At 59.1% G+C, this 23,086-nt stretch carries 15 protein-coding genes and 1 pseudogene; 7 read left to right on the top strand and 9 right to left on the bottom strand.

The annotated features are described in order from the left end of the window. Window positions 1-28: 28 nt before the first annotated feature. From AD668_RS26765 to AD668_RS29620, 6 genes are all read right to left on the bottom strand, one after another. Window positions 29-1,462, bottom strand: a complete 1,434-nt coding sequence (locus AD668_RS26765; RefSeq protein ID WP_053163960.1) for an alginate export family protein — start codon at window positions 1,460-1,462, stop codon at window positions 29-31. After that, a complete protein-coding gene (locus AD668_RS26770) occupies window positions 1,459-2,844 on the bottom strand; it encodes an SEL1-like repeat protein (RefSeq protein ID WP_053163962.1) in 1,386 nt (461 codons plus the stop codon). Before AD668_RS26770 ends, AD668_RS26765 begins: the two co-directional genes overlap by 4 nt. Next, window positions 2,841-4,016: a PilZ domain-containing protein gene (locus AD668_RS26775; RefSeq protein WP_305729003.1), complete on the bottom strand. Its 1,176-nt coding sequence runs from the start codon at window positions 4,014-4,016 to the stop codon at window positions 2,841-2,843. Before AD668_RS26775 ends, AD668_RS26770 begins: the two co-directional genes overlap by 4 nt. 63 nt (window positions 4,017-4,079) lie before the next feature. After that, window positions 4,080-5,561, bottom strand: coding sequence for a glycosyltransferase family 2 protein (locus tag AD668_RS26780; protein ID WP_053163964.1), 1,482 nt, complete (start codon window positions 5,559-5,561; stop codon window positions 4,080-4,082). 89 nt (window positions 5,562-5,650) lie between these two features. Then, on the bottom strand, window positions 5,651-6,961 hold the full coding sequence (locus tag AD668_RS26785; protein ID WP_053163967.1) for a nucleotide sugar dehydrogenase: 1,311 nt from the start codon (window positions 6,959-6,961) through the stop codon (window positions 5,651-5,653). A gap of 461 nt (window positions 6,962-7,422) precedes the next feature. Continuing rightward, on the bottom strand, window positions 7,423-7,599 hold the full coding sequence (locus tag AD668_RS29620; RefSeq protein WP_156322400.1) for a hypothetical protein: 177 nt from the start codon (window positions 7,597-7,599) through the stop codon (window positions 7,423-7,425). Between the two features lie 25 nt (window positions 7,600-7,624). Here AD668_RS29620 and AD668_RS30125 point away from each other — a divergent pair. The 3 genes and pseudogenes from AD668_RS30125 to AD668_RS26795 all read left to right on the top strand — a co-directional run. Beyond that, window positions 7,625-7,857 (top strand): annotated as a pseudogene (locus tag AD668_RS30125) (hypothetical protein); the annotation flags it as partial. Between the two features lie 401 nt (window positions 7,858-8,258). Beyond that, the gene (locus AD668_RS26790; RefSeq protein ID WP_053163969.1) at window positions 8,259-9,290 is read left to right on the top strand and encodes a histone deacetylase family protein; all 1,032 of its coding nucleotides are present in this window, start codon (window positions 8,259-8,261) and stop codon (window positions 9,288-9,290) included. Between the two features lie 169 nt (window positions 9,291-9,459). Further along, complete coding sequence (locus AD668_RS26795; protein WP_053163971.1) at window positions 9,460-13,938, top strand: dermonecrotic toxin domain-containing protein; 4,479 nt, start codon at window positions 9,460-9,462, stop codon at window positions 13,936-13,938. A 20-nt stretch (window positions 13,939-13,958) separates the two neighbouring features. On the opposite strand, the gene AD668_RS26800 is transcribed toward AD668_RS26795, so the two are convergent. Continuing rightward, on the bottom strand, window positions 13,959-15,509 hold the full coding sequence (locus AD668_RS26800) for a PLP-dependent aminotransferase family protein (RefSeq protein ID WP_053163973.1): 1,551 nt from the start codon (window positions 15,507-15,509) through the stop codon (window positions 13,959-13,961). A 90-nt stretch (window positions 15,510-15,599) separates the two neighbouring features. On the opposite strand from AD668_RS26800, the gene AD668_RS26805 reads away from it, so the two are divergent. From AD668_RS26805 to AD668_RS26820, 4 genes are all read left to right on the top strand, one after another. Continuing rightward, a complete protein-coding gene (locus tag AD668_RS26805) occupies window positions 15,600-16,229 on the top strand; it encodes an FMN-binding negative transcriptional regulator (protein WP_053163975.1) in 630 nt (209 codons plus the stop codon). A 2-nt stretch (window positions 16,230-16,231) separates the two neighbouring features. Next, a complete protein-coding gene (locus tag AD668_RS26810) occupies window positions 16,232-16,678 on the top strand; it encodes a GNAT family N-acetyltransferase (RefSeq protein ID WP_053163977.1) in 447 nt (148 codons plus the stop codon). A gap of 17 nt (window positions 16,679-16,695) precedes the next feature. Next, window positions 16,696-17,367 carry a GNAT family N-acetyltransferase gene (locus AD668_RS26815; protein ID WP_053163979.1) on the top strand — a complete coding sequence of 224 codons (672 nt, stop codon included), beginning with the start codon at window positions 16,696-16,698 and terminating at the stop codon, window positions 17,365-17,367. 211 nt (window positions 17,368-17,578) lie between these two features. Beyond that, window positions 17,579-19,732, top strand: coding sequence for an autotransporter domain-containing protein (locus tag AD668_RS26820; RefSeq protein WP_053163981.1), 2,154 nt, complete (start codon window positions 17,579-17,581; stop codon window positions 19,730-19,732). Window positions 19,733-19,816: 84 nt separating this feature from the next. On the opposite strand, the gene oadA is transcribed toward AD668_RS26820, so the two are convergent. Together oadA and AD668_RS26830 are read right to left on the bottom strand one after the other, a co-directional pair. Beyond that, a complete protein-coding gene (gene oadA / locus AD668_RS26825) occupies window positions 19,817-21,625 on the bottom strand; it encodes a sodium-extruding oxaloacetate decarboxylase subunit alpha (RefSeq protein WP_053163983.1) in 1,809 nt (602 codons plus the stop codon). A gap of 11 nt (window positions 21,626-21,636) precedes the next feature. After that, a complete protein-coding gene (locus tag AD668_RS26830) occupies window positions 21,637-23,052 on the bottom strand; it encodes an acetyl-CoA carboxylase biotin carboxylase subunit (protein ID WP_008045577.1) in 1,416 nt (471 codons plus the stop codon). Window positions 23,053-23,086 lie beyond the last annotated feature (34 nt).

A 23,086-nucleotide genomic window follows, 5' to 3' on the forward strand; every position in this document is an offset into this window, starting at 1 on the left:
ACTCCATGGTCAGCTCGGCAGGCGGCATTCAGTAGCGCCAGACAAAATCAACGAATGCGCGGTGCATACTCGAATCCGTGCCTTTGCCGAAGGCATCGCCCGGAAAGAACAGCCCGCCCCGGAAGCGGACCAGCGCGGAGGATGCCTTCAACCACTCCATCCCGGCCGGGATCTGCCCGCGGTTCAGGTAGCGCGTCACCACCAGGTCGACTTCTTGCCCGATATCCTTCTCGCCAGGCACCAACTGGGCCTTCAGGCCGCTGCTGCTGTCGGCCTGGTCATCCACCCGCCAGAAGCGGTGGTAGACAAGGCTGGCGTCGTAGTCCTCGGCCAACTGCCAGCCGCTGAACACGCTGGCCGCCTGCAGGTTGTTCATCTCACCGCGATAGGCTTCGCCGAAGCGGTTGATGGCACTCCCGGTGCCGGTGAATTTGGAGCGGTTGCTCTCCAGCCCGGTCTGTTGGAACTGCTCGGAGTCGTCGCCGTCAGAGCCGCCGCTGGCACGCATGTAGGTGGTACCGACGCGCCAGTTCTGGTCGATGTTCCAGCGCAGGCCAAGGTCGACCGCCCAGGCATCGACATCCTGGCTGACCTGGCCGTTGGCCTGGCGCCGGCCGTTGACGGTGTTGGTGCGCAAGGTGTCGACATTACCGGTCAGCCACGTGGCGGCGACCCAGTAATTGAGCGGCAGGTTGCTGCGCTCGTTGTAGAAATCGCCATTGAGTTCAGCCCCCAACCAGGTGAGGTCGCCGGTCGTGGTCTTGCTCATCTGGTCCACCGACTCACCCCCCCCCGGCAGGTTGCCGCCATCATCGCTGTGATGGAGCTTCACTCCGGCCCAGTGACCCGGCTGCCACTGCCAGGACAGGTCGGCGAGCAGGTGCAGGCGATCCTCGTCCTCGGGCGCCAGTTCATCCAGGTCCGTGCGGTAGTCACTGAAACGTTCGGCAATGCCGACGTGGGCACTGAGCAGGGTTGTCTCGAAATTCCAGCGCAAGGCTTCGATATTGCTGTCCCACCACAGGCCGTCGGCACTGCGGATCTTCTGCCGACCGAGTCGCAAGGACTCTCCCGGATAAGCGCTCAGACCGCCATAGTCGACCCAGAACTCGTGCATGGCGAGGAACTGGTCCTCTCGCTCGCGGGCGTCGTTGGGGTCGAAGGTGTCGGATTCGCTGGTGTCCGACTCGATGGTGTCGGTGGCGAGGAACGCCTCGCCGAGCGCGAAGGCGCTCCAGTCGCCCTGACGGTTGTAGACCCAGGGCCGCACGCTGAGACCGACGCCATTGAAGTCGCCACCGTCGCGGGTACCCAGATCGAGGTCATCGATCGACTGCGCGGTGAGTTTGAGATTGGCGCCATAAGACAAGCCGGGTTGCGGCTGCGCCCCCAGGACGACGGAGCTGGCCAGCAATCCGGCCATGCAGGCCAGCGTGGTGACTGGACGGTATTTCGAAGTCATAGCACTTCCTGCGCTTGATCAGCTTGATTCCTGGCGGTGACCTGCTGGCCACCGCGAGCCTCGATTTCACGGGCCAGCAGTCTCTCCACCTGCTGGTAGTCCTGCGCCTGCAGCCTCGGCGCCAGGCGCTCCATCAGGATCTGCCCCTGGGCCACGCCCTGACGCGACGCGAGCGTGGCGAAGGTGTAGCTGTAGACGGCGTTGATCCGCACGCCCTTGCCCTCGCCAAACAGCTGGGCCAGCGCGATGTTGGCGCTCGGGTCGCCCGCACGCGCGGCAATCAGCAGATGCTCCAGCGCCTTTTCCGGCTCGATGTCGCCCAGCGCACCATCCCGGTACAGCCGGCCCAGCAGCAGGTGCGCCTTGAGGTGGGCGGGCGCGGCCTGTAGCAGGTACTGCTCCGCCGCCCGCGGATCGCCCGGTACGACTTGGCCCTTGAGGTACAACTGCCCGAGCATCAGCGCGGCGCGGCTGGAACCAGCTTCGATGCCCTTGTTCAGGTATCCAGTGAGTACGGCAGCATCCCCCTGGTCGGGGAAGCGCAGGACCAGCTCGGCCAAACCGCACCAGGCATCCGGGTAGGCTGGCGCAATACGCGTGTAGAGCACCTGGGCAGCCTTTGGATCAGCTTCGCCCAGGCTGCTGTCGGCCAGGACCTTGGCAACGCCCATCACACGTTCAGGCGACACCAGGCCGGCCTGGTAGGCCGAGTCCAGCCGCGCCAGCAACTGCTGCTGGCTGTCTTTGTTGCCACGCCGCTGGAAGACCTCGGCCAGTTCGACATAGCATTCACTGGCCTGGTCCAGCCAGCCCTCACAGATGGCTTCGATCTCGTCCAGCTTCTGTTCGTAGTTGCCGCGCACACGGTACAGGAGCACTTTGCCGAGCCGGGCTTCGCCGATGCCTTGCGCCTGCCATTGCTCCAGCTCGCGTTCCAGCTTGCCGTCGGCAAGCTTTTGCGGATCTTGCAGCTGTAGCTGCACCAGCGGCAGCAGTGCGCTGTTGTCGCCGGCCGCCAGGCTCTGGCGCAGCAGTTGCTCGGCCTCCAGGCGCTCGGCAGGACTCGCCTGCGGCTTGCTCGCCAGCCATTTACCCAGCCGTGCTGGCGCCAACGGAGAGCGATCGAAGGCCTGGCGGTACAGCGTCTCGCCCTGCATCCGTTGCTCAATCAAAGGACTGCGTACCAGCAGGTCGGCGAGGCCGATCTGGGCCTCGACGTAACCCTGGCTGGCGAGGACGCGGTAATTCTGTTCCGCGGTCGCGAGGTCACCACCGCCCTTGGACGCCTTGGCCAGCTGCAGGTCGGGCAACGCCACGCAACCGGCCAGCAGACCGAGGCTGAGCGAGCTCAGCAGCCCGCATGCTAGTCCGGTGCTCTTCATTTTCCGAACACCAGGCTGCTCAGGCTGTTATTGGCGAAGACGCCATTCAACGGGCGAATGCGCACGTCCACCGGACGCTTGGCCAGATCGCTGGCAAGCGGCTCGTCTGGCTGGATGTGCACGCGGATGTCCGAAGCCAGGCCGCCGTCCTGCAGGGCGATGCTGTCGATCCGGCCGCCGCGTTCGGTGGTTTCGCCACCCACCAGGAAGGTCAGAGGGGTGCCTGGTTGCAGCTTGTTGAAAGCGCGGTACGGGAAGCGTGCTTCGACGGTGGCGACGCTGTCCACCGGCGCCAGCAGGAACACCGGGGTGCCCTTGGGCGCCACCTGACCATCACCCACCAGTTGGCTGACCACTTTGCAGTCACAGGGGCTGGTCAGGGTGCCCTGGAAGCGTTTGTTGAACAGGCGCTCAAGGTTGTCCGGGGTCATCTCCGATTCCGGCAGGGCACCCTTCAGGGCATCCAGCATGTTCGCCGTGAAGGTGGCCACCGGTGCGCCCTTGCTGACAGTGCTACCCACGGTGACCAGGCTTTGCACAGTGCCTTCGCGCGGCATCGCGACCTGCGCGCCGGGCACGCTGACCTGGGCCGAGTCAGCGTGGGTGACGAAGTAGATGTCATAGAACTGGTACAGCACGTAGGCGAAGGCACCCAGGCCAACGAGCAGGATCACCAGGGTTAAACCCATGGCGCGCAGGCGGCCGAGCAGGCTGAGCTTTTCATTCCCCTTGCCGCCACGGGCCTTGGTGAAGTTCTCGCGCTGGAGAATGCTGATCAGGCCACCGACATTCACCAGCTCGCCGCTGATCAAGGAACTGATGATGTAGCGCAGCGCCGACATTTCGCGCGGACGCAGGTTGTGAAATTCACAGCCAACGCGCTTGCCGCCGATAATGGAACGCACCTGGAATTCGACATCCATGGCGAAGCCGATGCCCTCCACTTTGAACATCAGCTTGCCGCGATAGAGCTTGCCCTCGACCACCGACTGGCTGCCCTGCTCGAAGCTGAAACCGCCAGCGGACAGGTCTACCAGTTCGACTTCCTGGACGCCGCCCTGTTGGCCTTGGAACCGGAGCTTCGCCGGCAGCTTCAGGCGCGCATGCTGACGCTGCGCCTCGGACTCATGCACCATATTGGCGTTGCCCACCGGGCTGATCACTGCACTCATAATTTTTTCCTTTCAAATTAGTAAGTTGAACCTGGCTTCAAGGGATTTGGGTCCTTTCGCCGATCACACCACGAACATCAGCAGGGCAAGAAAGACGCTGCCCGCGGAGAAGGTCATAGCGCGCGAAGACCAGGTGTTGAACCAGCGCGAAAAGCTGGCCAGGTCGCGATTAAGCTTGGTGTTCTGGCGGGTCCAGGATTGCCGGTCGAGGCGGAAGAAGACGTACACCTTCACCAGCGCGCCCATGATCTGGTTGTAATAGAGGATCAGCGGATAGGCCGGCCCCACCTTGTGCCCGGAGGCCAGCAGCAGCAGAGTCAGCGCCAGGCGAGTGAGGCCGATCCACAGCAGGTACACCATCAGGAAGGCGAAGCCGTACTTGAGGCTGGCAATGATCGCCACGGTGGGCCCCAGCAGGCTGGTCCACATGGATACGCGCTGGTCGGCCAGCACCAGGCAGGTGAACCAACCCAAACGATTCGGGCCAAGGCCCAGGGCGCGGGAGTTCTGCCGCAGGTTGTTGCCGTACCAGCGGAACATCAGCTTGCGACTGGCCTTGATGAAGCTCTTTTCCGGCGGGTGCTCAACTGTGTTGATGGACGCGTCCGGCACATAGAAAGTGTCGTAGCCCAGGCGCATCAGGCTGTACCAACTGGACTTGTCGTCGCCAGTGAGGAAGCGGAAGCGTCCGAGGCGCCAGTGTTCCAGATGGTCGGTCTCGACGTCAGCGATGAAGCCGGGATTGGTCACCACGCTGGTGCGGAATACCGACATGCGCCCGGTCATGGTCAGCACACGCTTGGAGAGCGCCATGGAGCACATGTTGAGGTGGCGCTGGGCGAAGCGCAGCTTGTGCCACTCGCTCATGATGTAGCTGCCGCGCACCTCGCAGAACTCGTTGGTGGTCAGACCACCGACATTGGGGAAAAGCTTGAACCAAGGCACGGTTTTCTTCACTACGCCCTGCTCCAGTACGGTATCGCCATCGATCACCGCCACCACCGCATCGTCGTCGGGCAGGTGCCGGGAAATGGCGCGAAAGCCGTGGGCCAGGCCATCGCGTTTGCCGGTTCCGGCGATGCGCACGAAGTCCAGACTGACCCGCTCCGGTGGGTTCATCTGCCGCCACAGGCTCTCGATCAACAGCTCGTCCGAGCGCTCAACGATGGAACACACCACGGTGGTCGGGTAGCCGCAGGCGATGGCCTCGCGGATCACCGATTGGTAGACCTGAGCGGTGGTTAGCGCCTCGATGCGGAAGCTGGTGACCAGCAGGAACACGTGGGATGGGGCCGCTTGCGCACCAAGCTGCCGCACTTTGCGCCGATACCAGGGGAACACCAGATAGAGGAAAATCATCCCCCGCACGAAATGCACGGCGCCCATGGAATATCGCCAGATGCCAATAACACCCAGCAGAAGAATGAAATCGACGGACTCCGGGTTGAATGTGCTTCGCGGCAGCAGCAATGCCATCCCCATGAGCGTGGTTACCAGCAGTAACCACCCTGCGGCGGTGCGCAGGCGACTCTGAAAAACATCCATGTTTCGGACCTGTATGACTTATCAACAATATGGCAACAGGAGCGCCGTGCCTGTTGCCAGGGCGCCCCAAGAGCATCACTGCAACGGTTCTACCAGCAGATACCCTCTAACCCGCCACCGCTGGACTGCCGCATAAACCCCACCAGGTCGAAGACCTGCTTGTCGGCGAAAGCCCGTTCTACCAGGGGCGCGAAGGCTTCATCGCCGTTACCCAGGACGATCACGTCGGCATTGGCGATCACTTCGTCGAAATTGGAGCGCAGCAACGACGAAACATGGGGAATCTTCGACTCGATATAGTCGCGGTTGGCGCCGTGAACACGGGCATACTCGACGTTGCTGTCGTAGATGCTGAGGTCGAAGCCCTTGCCGATGAGCATCTCGGCCAGCTCCACCAGCGGGCTTTCACGCAGGTCGTCGGTACCGGCCTTGAATGACAGCCCCAGCAGCGCAACCTTGCGCTTGTCGTAACTGGCGATGATGTCGAAAGCTTTGCGCACCTGCGCGGCGTTGCTGCGCATCAGCGAATCGATCAGCGGCGACTCGACGTCCAACTGGCCGGCGCGGTAGCTCAGAGCGCGCACATCTTTGGGCAGGCAGGAGCCGCCGAAGGCGAAGCCCGGGCGCATGTAGTAACTGGACAGGTTGAGCTTGCGATCCTGGCAGATCACCTCCATCACCTCACGGCCGTCGACGCCGACCGCCTTGGCGATGTTGCCAATCTCGTTGGCGAAGGTGACCTTGGCCGCGTGCCAGACGTTGCAGGTGTACTTGATCATCTCCGCGACTTCGATCGTCTTGCGGATGACCGGCGCATCCAGCTCGCGGTAGATCTCTTCCAGCAGGTCGCCAGAGGTGCTGTCCAGCTCGCCGATCACCGTCATCGCCGGAAAGTCGTAGTCCTTGATCGCGGTGCTCTCGCGGAGGAACTCGGGGTTCACCGCCACACCGAAGTCCACACCGGCCTTGAGCCCGGAATACTGTTCCAGGGTCGGAATCACCACATTGCGCAGAGTGCCCGGTAGCACCGTGCTGCGTACCACCACCGTGTGACGGGTGGTCTTGAACGGTAGAACCTGGCCGATCTGCCGGCACACTTCTTCGATGTAGGACAGATCGAGGTCGCCGTTGCGCTTGCTCGGCGTCGGCGGTGCGAGGAAGGAAATATCGGTTTCGAGGACGGCCTCGCGAACATCCAGGGTGCCGCGCAGCTTGCCGCTGGCGACCCCTCGCTGCAGCAGCTCGCCCAGCCCCGGCTCGACAATGGGCGATTTGCCACTGTTGATCATATCGATCTTGAGAGCCTGAACATCGACTCCGATGATCTCATGCCCTCTTGCCGACAAGCATCCGGCACATACCGCGCCGACGTAACCCAGACCAAATATGCTGATTCGCATGCTACGAACGCTCCTTGCAACTTAAGGTCATGGAATGTCCCTATAACATTCCCATATCCATTTACAGGCAACTTTAATCCACGACCTGTAACCAAGTAGGACTGCGCCATTTACGCCGCCCTATATAAATTAAATCAACTTCAGTAACTTCAATATCTCTGTGAAACCCACACGAAAGCCAATGACCGCCATAACAAACGACGGTACTAGCAAGCACAAGACAGACGATAGAGAAGTAAGTGCAGCACTCCAGAAGCTACGCAACCCTTCTTCGGCAGTTCCAAGTCGGGGCACATGGTGAGCACTTAGACAAAGCAAAGCAATAGAGCAATTACAAATTAACCACAAATAATGATTTTGACTTAATGGCGCCAAAACAACGGCAGCACAGTCATTCAATAGTAAGGCGAAATTAGTTGTCAGCTTTATGGCGACAATATATTTACTGAAGCCGAGCCACATTAGCGCGCCAAGCTTTTCGCCATATTAATGACGACTAAAATATGACACTCGATGCTATTTTTATGGCGCTGCGCTTTCGTCAACGCTTCAAGGCCAGGGATTCTTGCCAGTTGCGCGACTTCTTTGGAAAAAGTGGTCTGAAGTAGCGTGTTGCCGCTGACCGAAAAATGATCCATTAGTGCCAGCAAGGTAAATAGCGCAATCGCAATGACTCAGCCAAACCAAGAACCGCGCCGCGACCTTCAGGGGCTCGCCTGCGATGTGAAATGGTCAGCTGTCGAGTTGATGCGCATCGCTGAAGGTTGAGACAAGCCGCAAACGAGGCTGACTCCCAGGCAGCATTCAGAATGTGCCAAACTTTTCATGATGGTGAGGAGAGGCTTACAGGCTATGCCAAGGAGGCGCACTTGAGGCTCATTTTCCGCGCGAAGGCTCCTGTATCGGTGCTGGAATGCTCTACTGCTTGCGACATACTAATCGGAAACGATTTTGATACTTGCAGCCAATACGGGTAAATAGCTGTATTGGTAACGCGGTGCGTTTCAGACAGGGCAATGAACGCTTTCCGATGCAGACCAGGATGCTGATTAAGCACTTTATCAAAATATAGGCTCGAGCAAGCTACGAACCTCTGAGGCAGATTTCATTGTTCCCAGACGGTTTTTATTGCCTAAATTCACAGGCGCCAATTCGTGGCGCCCCAAGAAGTAAGGGGGGCGAATTTCGGTCAGTTTTTTTGGCCGTATCGATCCCCTTTTGGCCTTTCCTGACGTTCTCCTAAACTGTCCTTGCCGCAAAACTGTGTTCAATCGAACCCGCCTGCGGAGAACAAGAAATGCTGACGATCTACTCGGACGATCACCACCTGCACCACGGCCGTTGCGAATTGATAGACGGGCAACTCAAGCCCTGCTTCGAGATGCCTTCGCGCGCAGACCATGTATTGGCCAGGGTGCAAAACCAGCATCTGGGCCCGGTGCAAGCGCCCAGGGATTTCGGTCTCGGACCTATCGAACGCATTCATAGCCGCGACTACCTCGATTTCTTCAAGGGTGCCTGGGCCCGCTGGACCAAATTCAACACCGACGGCGACCTGTTGCCGTACACTTGGCCGGCCCGTAGTTTGCGACAGGTCAAACCGACCAGCCTGCACGGCCAACTCGGCTATTACAGCTTCGACGGCGGCGCACCAATTACGGCCGGAACCTGGCAAGCGGCGTACAGCGCGGCACAAGTCGCCCTCACCGCCCAGGCAGAGATCCAGGGCGGCGCACGCAGTGCATTCGCCCTGTGCCGTCCACCGGGACATCACGCAGCCGGCGATTTGATGGGCGGTTATTGCTACCTCAACAACGCCGCCATCGCCGCCCAGGCGTTCCTCGATCAGGGCCACAAGAAAGTCGCGATCCTCGACGTCGATTACCACCACGGCAACGGCACGCAGTCGATTTTCTACGAGCGCAGCGACGTGCTGTTTACCTCGATCCACGGCCACCCGGAAGCCGAGTTTCCTTTCTTCCTTGGCTATGAAGACGAGCCGGGAGAAGGCCCGGGAGAAGGCTTCAACTTCAACTATCCATTGCCGGCCGGCTCAGGCTGGGAAACCTGGAGCGCTGCGTTGGAACAAGCCTGCAACGAGATCGACAGCTACGGTGCCGACATCATTGTCGTCTCCCTGGGTGTGGACACCTTCAAGGACGACCCGATCTCGCAGTTCAAGCTCGACAGTCCGGATTACCTGACCATGGGCAAGCGCATCGCCGGTCTCGGCAAACCGACGCTGTTCGTGATGGAGGGCGGTTACGCGGTAGAAGAAATCGGCATCAACGCCGTGAACGTCCTGCAGGGATTTGAAAGCGCTCAATGAGCAAAGCGGTCTCGAACCCGTGGCGAGGGCGCTTGCTCCCTCGCCACAGTTACTGGGTGAATGGCGAGACGACCGATAAATAGTTACCGCCCTGACAGGTGCGCGTCCCCCTACTGTGGATGACCCGAGGCGATGATCCCATCGCCCACATCGTCATAGGGAAATGACAATGAAAGAGACGGTCAACACGCCACTGCCGAAGAAAAGCACGGCGCTCCACGAAACCAGCCAAGTCCTTACGGTCAACGACGTGGCGGCGCAAATGCTGCATCAGGCCCTGAAAGAACGCTTTCCAACCCGCGACCTCGACCCCGACCAGACACTCATAGGCACCCCGCAGTGGCAGTACATGGAAGGTGAATTGAGTGCCGGGCCGATTCTGTACGAAACGCTGACCCAGGCACTGGTGCGGCAGTTCTTTACTTCATCCACCGCCAACTATCTCGAAGGCGAGCACTTCCTGACCCGCCTGCCACTGATTTCGCCCGTCGTGCACCTGAGCATCAGCATCGAAGAGATCGGCGCATTGCTCAACGACTACGCTCCGCTGTTGTTCGTTCTGTTCGGCGAGCGCCAGCTGGCGTTCTGGAACGGCAAAGGGCGCAGTGCACCTCGCTGGCATGAACTGTCCGACGCGCTGCGCAAGATGCTCAACGTGCAGGACGTCGAGGGCTGGGACAGCGATCAATGCCACGTGGCCCGCGCCGTGTCCCTGGATCCCGATAAACAGGAAAGAAAGCACAATGATCGGACCGCAGCAGATATCCGGGCCTGCCTGATCGACATCGATACTGTAGACACCGAGGGCACCCGGCATCTGATGATTGCCGGCGCGGCCGTCATCACAGGCCGATACAAAGATCGCGACCTGGTGATGATGTACACCGTGGAAGGCGGTTATGAATCGTTCGATTCTCTGGAGAAACTCGGCGCTTCGCTGCCGGTACGGATAGAAGACGAACTGGCGGGGCGCGACATGCAATGGCGCTTGTTCGAGCCTGATGGCGATTTTTTCGACCATATGGCCTGGGCGCTGATCAGTACGCAAATTGACACCTTCAGCGCGAGCACCGGGGGAAATCCATCGAAAAAAAACCTGCACGCAAGCACACCTGAAGCGTCCGGGCACAGCCAACTCGACAAGGCGATACCTGACTGGTTATCCCAAGCCTCGGCTGCCGATCTGGATGTCTACAGCCAATCCATAAAAGCCCTGGGTAAACTGCTCAGGCTGTCCGACAGCGCGCTCTACCAGATCCCGCCCATCGCTGACTTTGCGCTGCAAAAAATGTGTGAAGCAATCCTGGCCGACAAAAAGGACAGGTCAACCGAGCTCCGCCTCGACAAGCTCGAAATCACCATCACCAACAGCTTCGAAGCAAGCGGTTTGACACTCCCGAACCTGCTCGACAGGCACACCGAGACCCTCGGCGAATTTGCGCTCGAAAATGAGGCGCCCTACCTCGCCACGCTGCGTTTCCAGGACGCACACCCGGTTCCCGACTGGTTAACTATCGAATACCTGACGGCCAAGGCAGCTCAAGTCAATATCGGTGAGGCATACCCGACGCTGATCAAGAGCAAGCTGATTGAGGACAAAGCACAAGCGTCGCTGCAAGAAAGCGCCTTCATCCAGCAACTGCGCGCAACACTTGCACTCATGGCGCTTGAGCACAAACTTCGTCAACTTGGCGGCGTCAATGAACAAGGCTATCGCACCCTTCGCGAGTGGCTGGAACCCACACCAGACAATCAGAAGCCGGTGGTCATTCGTCCCCTCACCCTCACGCATGGCGGCAGTGACACCGGTGATACGGTTACCAATATGTTCATCATCGCTGCACGCGATCCTGGCGCCGCACCGTGCCTGCTTTACCGTCCGCTATTCGAAAAACCTTTGCTGCAATTCCCTTCGGAGCAAAACCTGATTTATGCCCTGCATCAGCCGGGAGAGCTTCGCGATTCAGTTTTGGCCTGGCTATCCGACACCGCCTTGAGTTTCAAATACGCCCAGTACGCATTTCCCGTCGGCCTGCCTTCACCCTGGTTGGCGACCCAAGAGCTCGCCGAACCCTGGACATCGATCACGTGGGCTGGCCCGGTAGGGCTTTCTCCACGGGAACTGACTGGCGACGTGTTTTCCTTCCTGTTCAAAAGCAATGCCCTGGCAATGGCCGAACTCGCTGATCGACAATCACAATCCAACGCCCAACGACGTTGGGCGCTGCTGCGCGACAGCGGCTGGGCGGTGTTCAACGTCACGTCGAATTTCTTCAGCGGTGCAGCGGGTGTTGCCGTTTGGGTCTGGCAGGCGTTCGCCGATATTCAGCAAGCGCTGGACGCACACGAGCGGGGCGACAAGCCCGCCCAATGGTCGGCGATGGGTGACCTGCTGTTGATGGTGGGAATGGTGCTGGCTCATCGAGCGATCTCAAGACGTAAAACAGAGGTCAGGCCGGCATCAAAGCACGGCGATTGGGTCGAGACCGTGCCCGTGCTTAAGCCAGCCGCCCTGCCTGATGTGAAGCTTATCGATACGCCCCTCGCTGGCGAACTGCCAATCGACCACTACTCCTCGCTTGAAGTTGGCGGATCGGTCCCACGTCGTTCACCCACTGCATTGGGCATTTACCTGGACAGCATCAAAACCACTCCTCCGGATCTGGAAAGCAAACAATGGGTCGTTCTCAAGCGCGGCAACGCTCCCCTCTATCAAATGGGTGAGAACATGTGCGCACAAGTCGGCGAGCGCTGGTTCAAGGTCGTTGAAGATGACGACGGGGATGTGAAAATTTCCTACCCGGACAACCCGGAACGCACTGGCCCCCTGTTGATTAATGATTTCGGGGGAAACTGGTATCTGGACTTGCGCCTGCGGCTGCGCGGCGGTGCTGGCGGGGAGAGCCTCAAAAGCAAGTTGAAAGCCAGACGCCAGGAAAAGGAAAAACAAAAAAAGGAACTGGAAGCCGCGATACATGCGTTCAAAGAGCTGGAGGTGAACAAACGCACCGCATTCGACGCCGCCCAAGAGGAATTGACCAGCGTTCCTGAAAAAGTCGACGAGGAAAAAGACGGTTCATTCGTCACGTTGCTTGAACAACAGATCACCGATTACGAACAGGTTCTCAAGCAACTGCAACAATGGCGCGACGCAGGAGGGAGCAGCAGCGGTTATGTCTATGACTTGGTGCGCCTGACGGCTGAACTGCACAAATACATTTGCATGTGGCTTGTGGCCAAGCGAAAGACTTATGCAGATATCACTCACGTCCTGACGCAGGAACCCGAAGTCAACGCAACGCCGCAAACCTACGTCGACAGTGCCACTAAGGCGATTGAGTTGAGCAACAAGATGGTCCTTCGACTTCAGCTCTCACACACGTCACTGGATCGACTCCTCGATGTTGGCGAATTCGGCCTTTCTGAGGTATCAAAGCTCAGGAAATTGCTTCCGGGATTTACCGAGTGGGACTTGAAGGCTAACGAAATTGCGATTTCGTTCGAACTTTGTCTGAAGCAATCGGCTGAGGTCGATCTGGAGCCGGCGCGCGATGCCATCGCGAAGGTCATTGTGGATGCGACAACCGCGAGCCGCACCGTGGCAAAGCTGCAGAAATCAACTCAAGTCGATACAACCACCGACAATCGCGTTGATAGCTTGAGTGCTCAGATCGACACCCTTGCCGATGCTGATCAACGCTTGCAGGATCTACCCGGCGACTTCCCCGAACACCTTCAATCGTCCGGGTTGGAGCAGGTGCGCAACTTGATCCTCGAGTTCAAGACATTAGCCCAGACTCAATTGGACAGGCTGCTACCCAGCACCCTGACACTCCCCGAACCTGCTACCCCGAAGCCCGCCGTTGCAGGCCCCTCAAGGCAGGCCGGAAAAATCAGTAAAAGCCGGTCTCGAGCATCCATCAAGCCAAAGGAGCCAAACGCCGAAGATCAAGCGTTTGAGGAGATCATGCCCATCAAGGCTCGTCCCACGCCATTGTCGGAGCGTGACGACAGAGACATTGTCAGCGAAGCATTGGACCTGGACGCGAACGCTGGTGCTTTCATCAAAAAAACCCATAAAGACGCGCAAAAACCTCATCGAATTCCTGCGGACATGCAGGACCTCTTCGATATACAAGCCAACCGGATGGAGCAAATGGCCAGGGAGGTCGAACACATCCTCGCCAAGCCCGCAAACAAACTCGGTGTCGCAAACCTTCCTGCCATGCTCAGGGGCAATGCCAACCGGCTACGTGAGGAGGGCATCAAGACCCGCGCCATGATGCTCAAGGCGCGCAAACCCAGACAGGCGTATCTGCAATGGATGTTGAGTAACGAACAGGTGCGGATCGTCAAGAATGAGCAAGGCCGGATCAGGACCAAACAACGCAAGGATTACTTCCAGGAGTACCGGATTCTCGACCTCACCAACAAGGATCAGCCGCTGTGGCTGGCGCACTTTCACTACGCCACACCTGAAGCTGCGCAAGAAAAATTCACCGCCGCACACCTGAAAATCGCCGATCAGCATTTGGCGACGTTAAGTGCTGAACGCCAGAAGGAACTGACCGATCTGGCCCCCATTGATTACGTATTGCGCGCAATCACAGATCCCGCCGTGTTTTTTAATCTGCAACCCAAAGCCTGACGCCGGATGGCCGACACCTATTAGTCGCGCCAGGCTTTATTGAGCTGTTCAAGGGCTGTCGCTATCGCTGCTTCAGGCACAGCGGCAAACCCCAGGACCAGGCCTGCACGCTGATCTTGCGGGGTTGGTGAGTCGGGCAGCCAATAGCTGCTCAGGCGATTGATTTCCACGCCGACACTGGAGGCCTTTTCAACCAGTTCACGTTCGCGCTCCAGACTCTTTACCGGCACGGTCATGTGCAGACCCGCCGCCACACCGGGCAGGCTGCCCACACCGGGAATATCCACAGGCCAACCGCTCATCAACGCGTTGCGTCGACTCAAGGCGGCGCGGCGCATACGTCGGATATGCCGCTGGAAGTGCCCGGTAGCCATGAATTCGGCCATCACGACCTGCGTACTGACTTCAGAATGGCGCACATCCACCGCGCGGCGTTGCGCGAAGGCATCCACCAACCCCGGCGGCAACACCAGATACCCCAGGCGCAAGGCCGGGAAGGCCACCTTGCCGAAGGTGCCGACGTACAACACCCGCCCATTACGATCGAGTGCCGCCAGCGGTGCCAAAGGTGCGCCGCTGTAACGGTATTCGCCGTCGTAGTCGTCCTCGACGATCCAGCCTTGGGTGCGCTCGGCCCAGGCCAGCAACTCCAGGCGACGCGCCAGGCTCATGACCACCCCGGTCGGGTACTGGTGCGAGGGCGTGACATAGGCCAAACGACAATCGCCAAGCGCGGCCAACTCAGTACAGTCGATGCCTTCGCTGTCCACCGTTACGCCGTGCAATCGAGCCCCCGCCACCGCGAACGCATGACCGGCCGCTCGATACCCCGGATTTTCTATGGCGACCCCATCTCCCGGCTCCACCAGCAGCTGTGCACAAAGGCTAATTCCCTGCTGTGCGCCACTGGTGATCACAATTTGTTCAGCCGTGCATTGCATGCCACGGGAACTGCGCAAATACGCGGCGATCATTCCACGCAATCGCGCATCACCCGCCGGGTCGCCGTAACACAGCTGCTGCAAATCCGGCTTACGCCAGAAAGCCGCATTCAGCTTGGCCCAGACCTCGAAAGGAAACAGATCAAACGCCGGAACACCGACCCGAAACGCCCGAGGCGGACCACTCGGCGGCGTGGGCAAATGGTGTTTTTCTACACGCCCCAGTGCACTGCTGTGGATAACTTTACTGGATGGATCAACAGGCAAATCACCCCGATTTGTGGATAAGGCTGTGGGTAACCCTGTTGAAAAGCCTGTGGATACTTTTGTGGATAGTTTTTTTGGCGCCAACGCACTCTGAGGCAGTTGTGCGACATAAGTCCCGTCTCCGACCCGACCCTCAATAAATCCTTCGGCATAGAGCTGATCGTAGGCACGCACTACGCTGTTACGGGAAATCGCCAACGCCACCGCCAGATCGCGGCTCGCCGGCAAGCGTGTGCCACTGGCCAGACGTCCGTCCAGCACCCGCATCCGCAACGCTTGATAGAGCTGACGGCTCAACCCCTGACGGCGATCAAGCTCGATACCCGCAGGGTTGAATGACAAGGACAGTGGCTCGTTGGTCATTTCAATGGACCTATGAAATTGCACATAAATGGCTCTTACAACAGACCAATAGCCTGCCTAGGATGCAAGCATTCGCCAAGGGAAATTTCCATGTACACGCCAAAAGCCTTCGCCATCGACGACCTGCAGGAAATGCAGCAACAGATACTCGACACCCGCCTCGCGCTGCTGGTCACCCACGGTGAGCAAGGCCTGCAGGCAAGCCATCTACCGCTACTGCTTGATGCCGAGCAAGGGCCAAACGGAACGCTGTACGGTCATTTCGCCAAAGCCAATCCGCAATGGAAGGAGCTGCAAAGCGGCGCTGAAGCATTGGTCATTTTTGCCGGCGCCGACGCCTACGTCAGCCCCGGGTTTTACCCAGGCAAAGCTGAAAACGGCAAAGTCGTGCCGACCTGGAATTATGTCGCCGTCCACGCTTACGGCAGTGCTGAAGTGTTCACCGACGCCGAGCGCCTGCTCAAGCTGGTCAGCGCTCTGACAGACCGCCATGAAGCGGGCCGCGCCCAACCCTGGAAAGTCGCTGACGCACCCGTCGACTACATCGAAGGAATGCTCAGAGCCATCGTCGGCTTTGCCCTGCCCGTCCAACGCCTGGAAGGCAAGCGCAAGCTCAGCCAGAACCGCAATGCCGCCGACATCGCAGGCGTGCGCGAAGGGCTGAGCGCCAGCCGCGACGTGCATGACCAGACCCTCGCCCATTTAATGCCCAAGGAATGAACATGAGTCAGATCGAAATCCGTCAGGTCAGCGCCGACGACCAGGCTGCCTGGCTGCCGCTGTGGCAAGCCTACCTGCGCTTCTATAAAACCGAATTGCCGCAGACCGTCACCCAAAACACCTGGCAGCGCATGCTCGATCCGAACGAACCCACCCACGCCGCCCTCGCCTGGGCCGATGGCAAAGCGGTGGGCATGGTGCATTTCATCTACCATCGTTCGAACTGGGCCATCGAAAACTCCTGTTACCTGCAAGACTTGCTGGTAGCTCCAGAAACCCGCGGCACCGGTGTCGGCCGCCAGCTGATCGAATTCGTCTATACCACAGCCAGGGCCGACGGCTGTAACAAGGTCCATTGGTTGACCCACGAAAGCAACGCGACCGCGATCCAACTCTACGAGCGCATCGCCGAACGCCCCGGTTTTATTCAGTTTCGCAAAGCCATTTAAGGTTCAAGGAGAGCAATATGTCGACCTCACTCGCCGACTGGAAAGGCGTCCCGGCACCCACGGTTCAACTGATCGAGGGACGTTTCATCCGCCTCGAAAGACTCGACCCGGCGCGCCACAGCGAGGGTTTGTTCAAGGCCCTGCAAGGCCCGGGCGCTGACCCCAAGCTGTGGGATTATTTACCCTACGGCCCTTTCCCGGAGCGCAGCGTGTTCAACGATTGGTTGAACAACCATGCAGCCCAAAGCGATCCATATTTCTTTGCCGTGATTGATCGTGCGAGCGGCGACGTACAAGGGATCCTCAGCCTGATGTCGATCGTCCCGGCTCAGGGCCGCATCGAAATTGGCCACGTCACCTTCGGCGCGCCGATGCAGCGCTCGCCGAAAAGCACTGAAGCGGTTTACCTGCTGGCAAAGGAATCCTTCGCACTGGGCTATCGTCGTCTGGAGTGGAAATGCAACAACGGCAACGCCCGTTCCAAATACGCAGCCGAACGTTTGGGTTTCAGTTTTGAAGGGGTGTTTCGTCAGCACATGGTAGTCAAGGGACAGAACCGCGATACCGCGTGGTATTCGATTCTGGATTCGGAATGGCCTGCGATTGGCGCTGGGTTCGAAATGTGGTTGAGCGATGAAAATCAGACAGCGACTGGACAGGTGAAAGGGTTGGTTGAGTGTCGGGGGTAATGCACTCCCGAACTTGGTCATAGACAGCGACCTCCTGGTTTGCCGTAGGAAAAAGCGCAAACTCAAAGGGAAAACGACTACCAGCTTTGAGCCGTCATCCTTTTTTTACATGACTATCTGACCCGCCCCGCAAAAGCACCGGAAGTAGCTGACATCCGTAGCTTTAGCCCATCTTTAAAGTTTGGCCTCCTGTCAAAAGAGGCCAAACTTGATGCCCGCTCAACACCCCTACAAAGCCAAACAGATTGCCTTGGCGATTGCCCTGGCCCTTGGTCATGCAGAGTTCTCGAACGCCCAACCACCTTCCCTTACGGAGGCCTTTCCCACTCTGGAAGCACCGGTGCTGTCCGAGCCCCAGCCGGATGCAGAGCCCTTCGCACGACTTGCCGCTTTTCTCAACGCTGACACCACCTTTGCCCGCTTGATCCACGAGCCAGAGGACAGCTTTACGGGTACCGCTGACAACGAGCTCGTTGGCCTGATAGAAGGAGGTAGTGTGAAGGGCCTGATTGATGGTGGTGGCAATAACCTCATCCAGCTTCGTTCCCCTGCGGGAGGTGTGCTGGGAGAAACTCGTAACTTCAACGGTTTATATGTAACCGAAGGCGCCTGGACGCTGACAGGTAAGGGAGATTTCAAAGAAGGCATCCTGGTGGAAGGAGGAGATCTGACCAATGAGGGAGCAATCGAAGGTGGCGCCGTTACGACCGCAAACCTCTTAAACAAAGGCAGCATAAAGGGCGATGTCCATGTCACGAAGACCGGCACCTTTGCGGGTGCAGGCAGTGTTGGCGAGCTGTATGTCGCTGGTCGCCTGAACGTCGATCGTTTGCATGGCGCGCCAAGGATTGAACGCGAACTGATCCTGGGAGAAACCGCCGTGCTTGCCTACGAGGTAACTCCCGACGGCCATGGCGAAACGATCAAAGTCGCAGGCACTGCCAATCTTGGCGATTCAACCCTGAAGATCGTCGCGGTGCCGGGGGAGTACTCGCAAAACAGGCAGTACACCGTGATTCAAGCCAACGAGATAGTCGGTCGATTCGGCACCATCGAAAACAGTCTTGCCTTCATGACACCAGAGGTGAAATACGAGAAAAAAACGGTCGAGCTGACTTACGCACGCAATGATGTTTCTATCGAGAGCGTCGCACTCACAGATAACGGGCGTGAGCTCGGCCGCAGCATTGAAGAGCCCACGGATCTATCTACGTCTGCGCCGCAAACTGCGGATGCCGCTTCGACGCCCACCACTGTCGACCCCGTCTCGGCACCTTCGACCTCACCCGCCACGACAAGTCGTGCCGTCCCCAGGGCTACCGTTGCGACGAGCGCCGCAGTCGTGGCCCTGCTCGATGCCGATAAAAAAACTGCGTCTTCCGCCATCGAACAACTCGCCGGAGGCAGCATCCCAAACCTCGCAAAACTGACGTTGAACAGCGATGCGCCAGTCAGCGCGACAATGCTCGCGGCCATGCGCCAACTCGATGGTGCCGCCAGTTTTGGCAGTCGAAAAAAAGCACCACGACTGGCCGCTGGCAGCGAAACCGGTGGTCGAGTCTGGTTCCAGGCATTGGGCCATGGCGGGAAACTGGATCGCGACGTCGATAACTTGAAACACTCCACCCGCGGCCTGGTCATGGGTACGGATTGGGCGGTGGACGAGGAGTGGCGCATTGGCCTGATCGGTGGCAAATCCCAAACACGCATGGACAGTCGCGAGCTCGACGGTGATCTCGATAGCTGGCATGTGGGCGCCTATGCATTGCGCCAAAGTGGCCCGATGTCTCTGCGCCTCGGCGCGACCTACAGCAACCACGACGGCAGCACAAAACGCCGGGTAGCCTTCAAGGGCTTCAGTGACCGCCTCGAAGGCCAATACGATTCCAGTACTCAGCAGGCGTTTGCAGAAGTGGGCTACAACCTCGGCCGGGAGAATGTCAGCATCGAGCCCTTCGCAGGTCTTGGTTACCAACGCTATCACCGCGATGCCTACACGGAAAAAGGCGGCTCAGCTGCGTTGAAGGTCGATGCTCAGGAACAGAACAATCTCAACAGCACGTTCGGTTTGCGGCTGGCGAAGATCAACAGCCTGGATAACGGCATGCAACTGACGCCACGTTTCAGTGCCAGCTGGAAACACACGTTTGGAGAGATCGCCACGCAAAACCGCCAACGTCTGATCACCGCTGGCCGCAAATTTACCGTTTCCGGCGCACCGCTGGATCGAGACAGTCTGATGGTGGAAGCAGGTCTGGAGCTGGGACTTTCGGCGCGACATACGCTAGGCGTTGGGGTAACCGGCGAGATGGCTTCCGACAGCCGAAACCATGGCGCAACGGCTCAGTGGCGGATGACTTTTTAAACGTCTTGGCCACAAATCCCGGGCGAAAAAAAAGGGGAGCACATGCCCCCCCGAGGTTTAAAGCGTTATATCGAGGCTGTTAACTCAGCCTTCGATCTCGATCAGGATCTCGCCCGGATTCACCCGGTCGCCCTTGGCCACATGAATGGCGGTAACTTTACCGGCGATGGCGGCCTGGACTTCAGTTTCCATCTTCATCGCTTCAGTGATCAGCACGGCCTGGCCAGCCTTGACGGTATCGCCTTCCTTGACCAGCACATCAACGATGTTGCCCGGCATGGTGGTGCTGACGTGGCCCGGCGTAGTTGCTTGCTTGCGCTTGCTGCCACCACCACCGACGAATTCGTTGAGCGGCTCGAACACCACTTCTTCCGGCATGCCGTCGATGGACAGGTAGAAGTGACGCTTGCCTTCGGCCTTGACGCCCACACCGGTGATGTCGACGCGGTAGGTTTCGCCGTGAACGTCGATGACGAACTCGGTCGGTACACCTTCGCCGCCCGCCGAAGCCACCTTGCCTGCTTCCGGAATCGGCAGCAGCACTTCAGGTGTCAAGGTTCCAGCAGCGCGCTCTTCGAGGAACTTGCGACCGATGTCCGGGAACATGGCGAAGGTCAACACGTCTTCTTCGGACTTGGCCAGAGCGCCGATGTCGGCACGCAGCTTGGCCATTTCTGGCTTGAGCAGGTCTGCCGGACGAACGTCGATCACTTCTTCGCTGCCGATGGCTTGGCGACGCAGTTGTTCGTTCACGGTGCCCGGCGCTTTACCGTAGCCGCCTTGCAGGTAGAGCTTCACTTCGTTGGTGATGGTCTTGTAGCGCTCGCCGGCCAATACGTTGAAGAACGCCTGGGTGCCAACGATCTGCGAAGTCGGGGTCACCAGCGGCGGGAAGCCGAGGTCTTCCCGAACGCGAGGGATTTCCGCGAGCACTTCGCTCATGCGATTCAGAGCGCCCTGCTCTTTCAACTGGTTGGCCAGGTTGGAAATCATCCCGCCCGGAACCTGGTTGACCTGAACGCGGGTATCAACCGCGGTGAATTCGCTTTCGAACTGGTGGTACTTCTTGCGCACGGCGTAGAAGTACAGGCCGATCTCCTGCAGCAGCTCCAGGTTCAGGCCGGTGTCGAACTCGCTGCCTTTGAGTGCGGCGACCATCGACTCGGTGCCCGGGTGGCTGGTGCCCCAGGCGAAGCTGGAGATCGCGGTATCGATGTGATCGGCACCGTTTTCGATCGCTTTCATCTGGCACATTGCGGCCAGGCCAGCGGTGTCGTGGGAGTGGATGAATACGGGCAGCGATTGCTCGCTTTTAAGAGCCTTGACCAACTCGCCGGTGGCGTACGGGGTCAGCAGGCCGGCCATGTCCTTGATCGCCACCGAGTCGCAACCCATGGCTTCCATTTGCTTGGCCTGGTTTACGAAGGCCTCGATGGTGTGCACCGGACTGGTGGTGTAGGCGATGGTGCCCTGGGCGTGTTTGCCGGAGGCTTTCACGGCTTCGATGGCAACACGCAGGTTACGCACGTCGTTCATGGCGTCGAAGATACGGAACACGTCGATGCCATTGACTGCGGCCTTGGCGACGAAAGCCTTGACCACGTCGTCGCTGTAGTGGCGGTAGCCCAGCAGGTTCTGGCCGCGCAGCAGCATTTGCAGGCGGGTGTTAGGCAGCGCCGCGCGCAGCTGGCGCAGACGCTCCCACGGGTCTTCTTTCAGAAAACGTACGCAGGCGTCGAAGGTCGCGCCGCCCCAGCATTCCAGCGACCAGTAGCCGACTTTGTCGAGCTTGTCGCAGATCGGCAGCATGTCTTCGGTGCGCATGCGGGTCGCGAGCAGCGATTGGTGGGCGTCGCGCAGGATCGTGTCGGTAACGTGGATTTGCTTGCTCATTGTTCTATTCCTCACAGGCCTGCGTGGGCGGCGATGGCGGCGGCGATGGCCAGGGCCAGCTCTTCGGGTTTGCGCTTGATCGAGTAGTTGGTCAGTTCAGGGTGGCTTTCAACGAAGCTGGTGTTGAACTGGCCGCTACGGAATTCCGGGTTACGCAGGATTTCCTGGTAGTAAGCGGCGGTGGTCTTGACCCCTTGCAGACGCATGTCGTCGAGGGCGCGCAGGCCACGGTCCATCGCCTCTTCCCAGGTCAGCGCCCAAACGACCAGTTTCAAGCACATGGAGTCGTAGTACGGCGGAATGGTGTAGCCGGTGTAGATCGCCGTGTCGGTGCGCACGCCAGGACCGCCGGGGGCGTAATAGCGCGTGATCTTGCCGAAGCTCGGCAGGAAGTTGTTCTTCGGATCTTCGGCGTTGATCCGGAATTGCAGGGCGAAACCACGGTGGTGGATATCTTCCTGTTTCACCGAAAGCGGCAGGCCGGAGGCAATGCGAATCTGCTCACGGACAATGTCGATGCCGGTGATTTCTTCGGTGATGGTGTGTTCCACCTGCACCCGAGTGTTCATCTCCATGAAGTACACCTCGCCCTCGGCGAGCAGGAACTCCACGGTGCCGGCGTTCTCGTAACCCACGGCCTTGGCTGCACGCACCGACAGGTCACCGATGTACGCGCGCTGTTCCGGGGTCAGTTGCGGGCTCGGGGCGATTTCGATCAGCTTCTGGTTGCGGCGCTGGATCGAACAGTCACGCTCGAACAGGTGAACCACGTTGCCAAAGCTGTCGCCGAGGATCTGCGCTTCGATGTGCTTCGGATTGACGATGCACTTTTCCAGGAACACTTCCGCCGAACCGAAGGCCTTGGTGGCTTCGGAAATGACACGCGGGAATGCTTGTTCGAGTTCTTCACGGCTGTTGCAGCGACGAATGCCGCGACCGCCACCACCGGAAGTGGCCTTGAGCATCACCGGGTAACCGATGCGATCGCCTTCGGTCAGGGCTTCTTCGATGCCCGACACGTTGCCTTCAGTACCTGGCGTGACTGGCACGCCGGCCTTGATCATGCTGCGGCGAGCTTCAGTCTTGTCACCCATGCGGCGAATGACTTCAGCCGATGGACCGATGAATTTGATCCCGCGTTCGGCGCAAATTTCCGCCAGTTCGGCATTTTCCGACAGGAATCCGTAACCTGGGTGCAGTGCGTCGCATCCGGTTTCCACAGCCAGGTTCACCAGCTTGCGCGGGTTCAGGTAACCGGCCAGTGGCTCGGCACCAATGCTGTGGGCCTCGTCTGCACGCTTGACGTGCAAAGCATGACGGTCGGCGTCGGAATAGATCGCGACCGAGCGAATGCCCATTTCGGCACAGGCACGTACGATTCGTACGGCAATCTCACCACGGTTGGCGATCAGGATCTTTGTTATCACTTGGAGTTTCCCTTGAGCCGGTGGTACCCACGAC

Source organism: Pseudomonas sp. P1.8, assembly GCF_001269805.1.
Lineage (GTDB): Bacteria > Pseudomonadota > Gammaproteobacteria > Pseudomonadales > Pseudomonadaceae > Aquipseudomonas.

What these genes read in the sequence shown, in the direction of transcription:
- AD668_RS26770 (WP_053163962.1), bottom strand. Translation starts at nt 2,844, where the DNA reads ATGAAGAGCACCGGACTAGCATGCGGGCTGCTGAGCTCGCTCAGCCTC.
- AD668_RS26800 (WP_053163973.1), bottom strand. Translation starts at nt 15,509, where the DNA reads ATGACCAACGAGCCACTGTCCTTGTCATTCAACCCTGCGGGTATCGAG.
- AD668_RS26815 (WP_053163979.1), top strand. Translation starts at nt 16,696, where the DNA reads ATGTCGACCTCACTCGCCGACTGGAAAGGCGTCCCGGCACCCACGGTT.
- AD668_RS26795 (WP_053163971.1), top strand. Translation starts at nt 9,460, where the DNA reads ATGAAAGAGACGGTCAACACGCCACTGCCGAAGAAAAGCACGGCGCTC.
- AD668_RS26780 (WP_053163964.1), bottom strand. Translation starts at nt 5,561, where the DNA reads ATGGATGTTTTTCAGAGTCGCCTGCGCACCGCCGCAGGGTGGTTACTG.
- AD668_RS26790 (WP_053163969.1), top strand. Translation starts at nt 8,259, where the DNA reads ATGCTGACGATCTACTCGGACGATCACCACCTGCACCACGGCCGTTGC.
- AD668_RS26775 (WP_305729003.1), bottom strand. Translation starts at nt 4,016, where the DNA reads ATGAGTGCAGTGATCAGCCCGGTGGGCAACGCCAATATGGTGCATGAG.
- AD668_RS26805 (WP_053163975.1), top strand. Translation starts at nt 15,600, where the DNA reads ATGTACACGCCAAAAGCCTTCGCCATCGACGACCTGCAGGAAATGCAG.
- AD668_RS29620 (WP_156322400.1), bottom strand. Translation starts at nt 7,599, where the DNA reads ATGGATCATTTTTCGGTCAGCGGCAACACGCTACTTCAGACCACTTTT.
- AD668_RS26785 (WP_053163967.1), bottom strand. Translation starts at nt 6,961, where the DNA reads ATGCGAATCAGCATATTTGGTCTGGGTTACGTCGGCGCGGTATGTGCC.
- AD668_RS26765 (WP_053163960.1), bottom strand. Translation starts at nt 1,462, where the DNA reads ATGACTTCGAAATACCGTCCAGTCACCACGCTGGCCTGCATGGCCGGA.
- AD668_RS26810 (WP_053163977.1), top strand. Translation starts at nt 16,232, where the DNA reads ATGAGTCAGATCGAAATCCGTCAGGTCAGCGCCGACGACCAGGCTGCC.
- AD668_RS26820 (WP_053163981.1), top strand. Translation starts at nt 17,579, where the DNA reads ATGCCCGCTCAACACCCCTACAAAGCCAAACAGATTGCCTTGGCGATT.
- oadA (WP_053163983.1), bottom strand. Translation starts at nt 21,625, where the DNA reads ATGAGCAAGCAAATCCACGTTACCGACACGATCCTGCGCGACGCCCAC.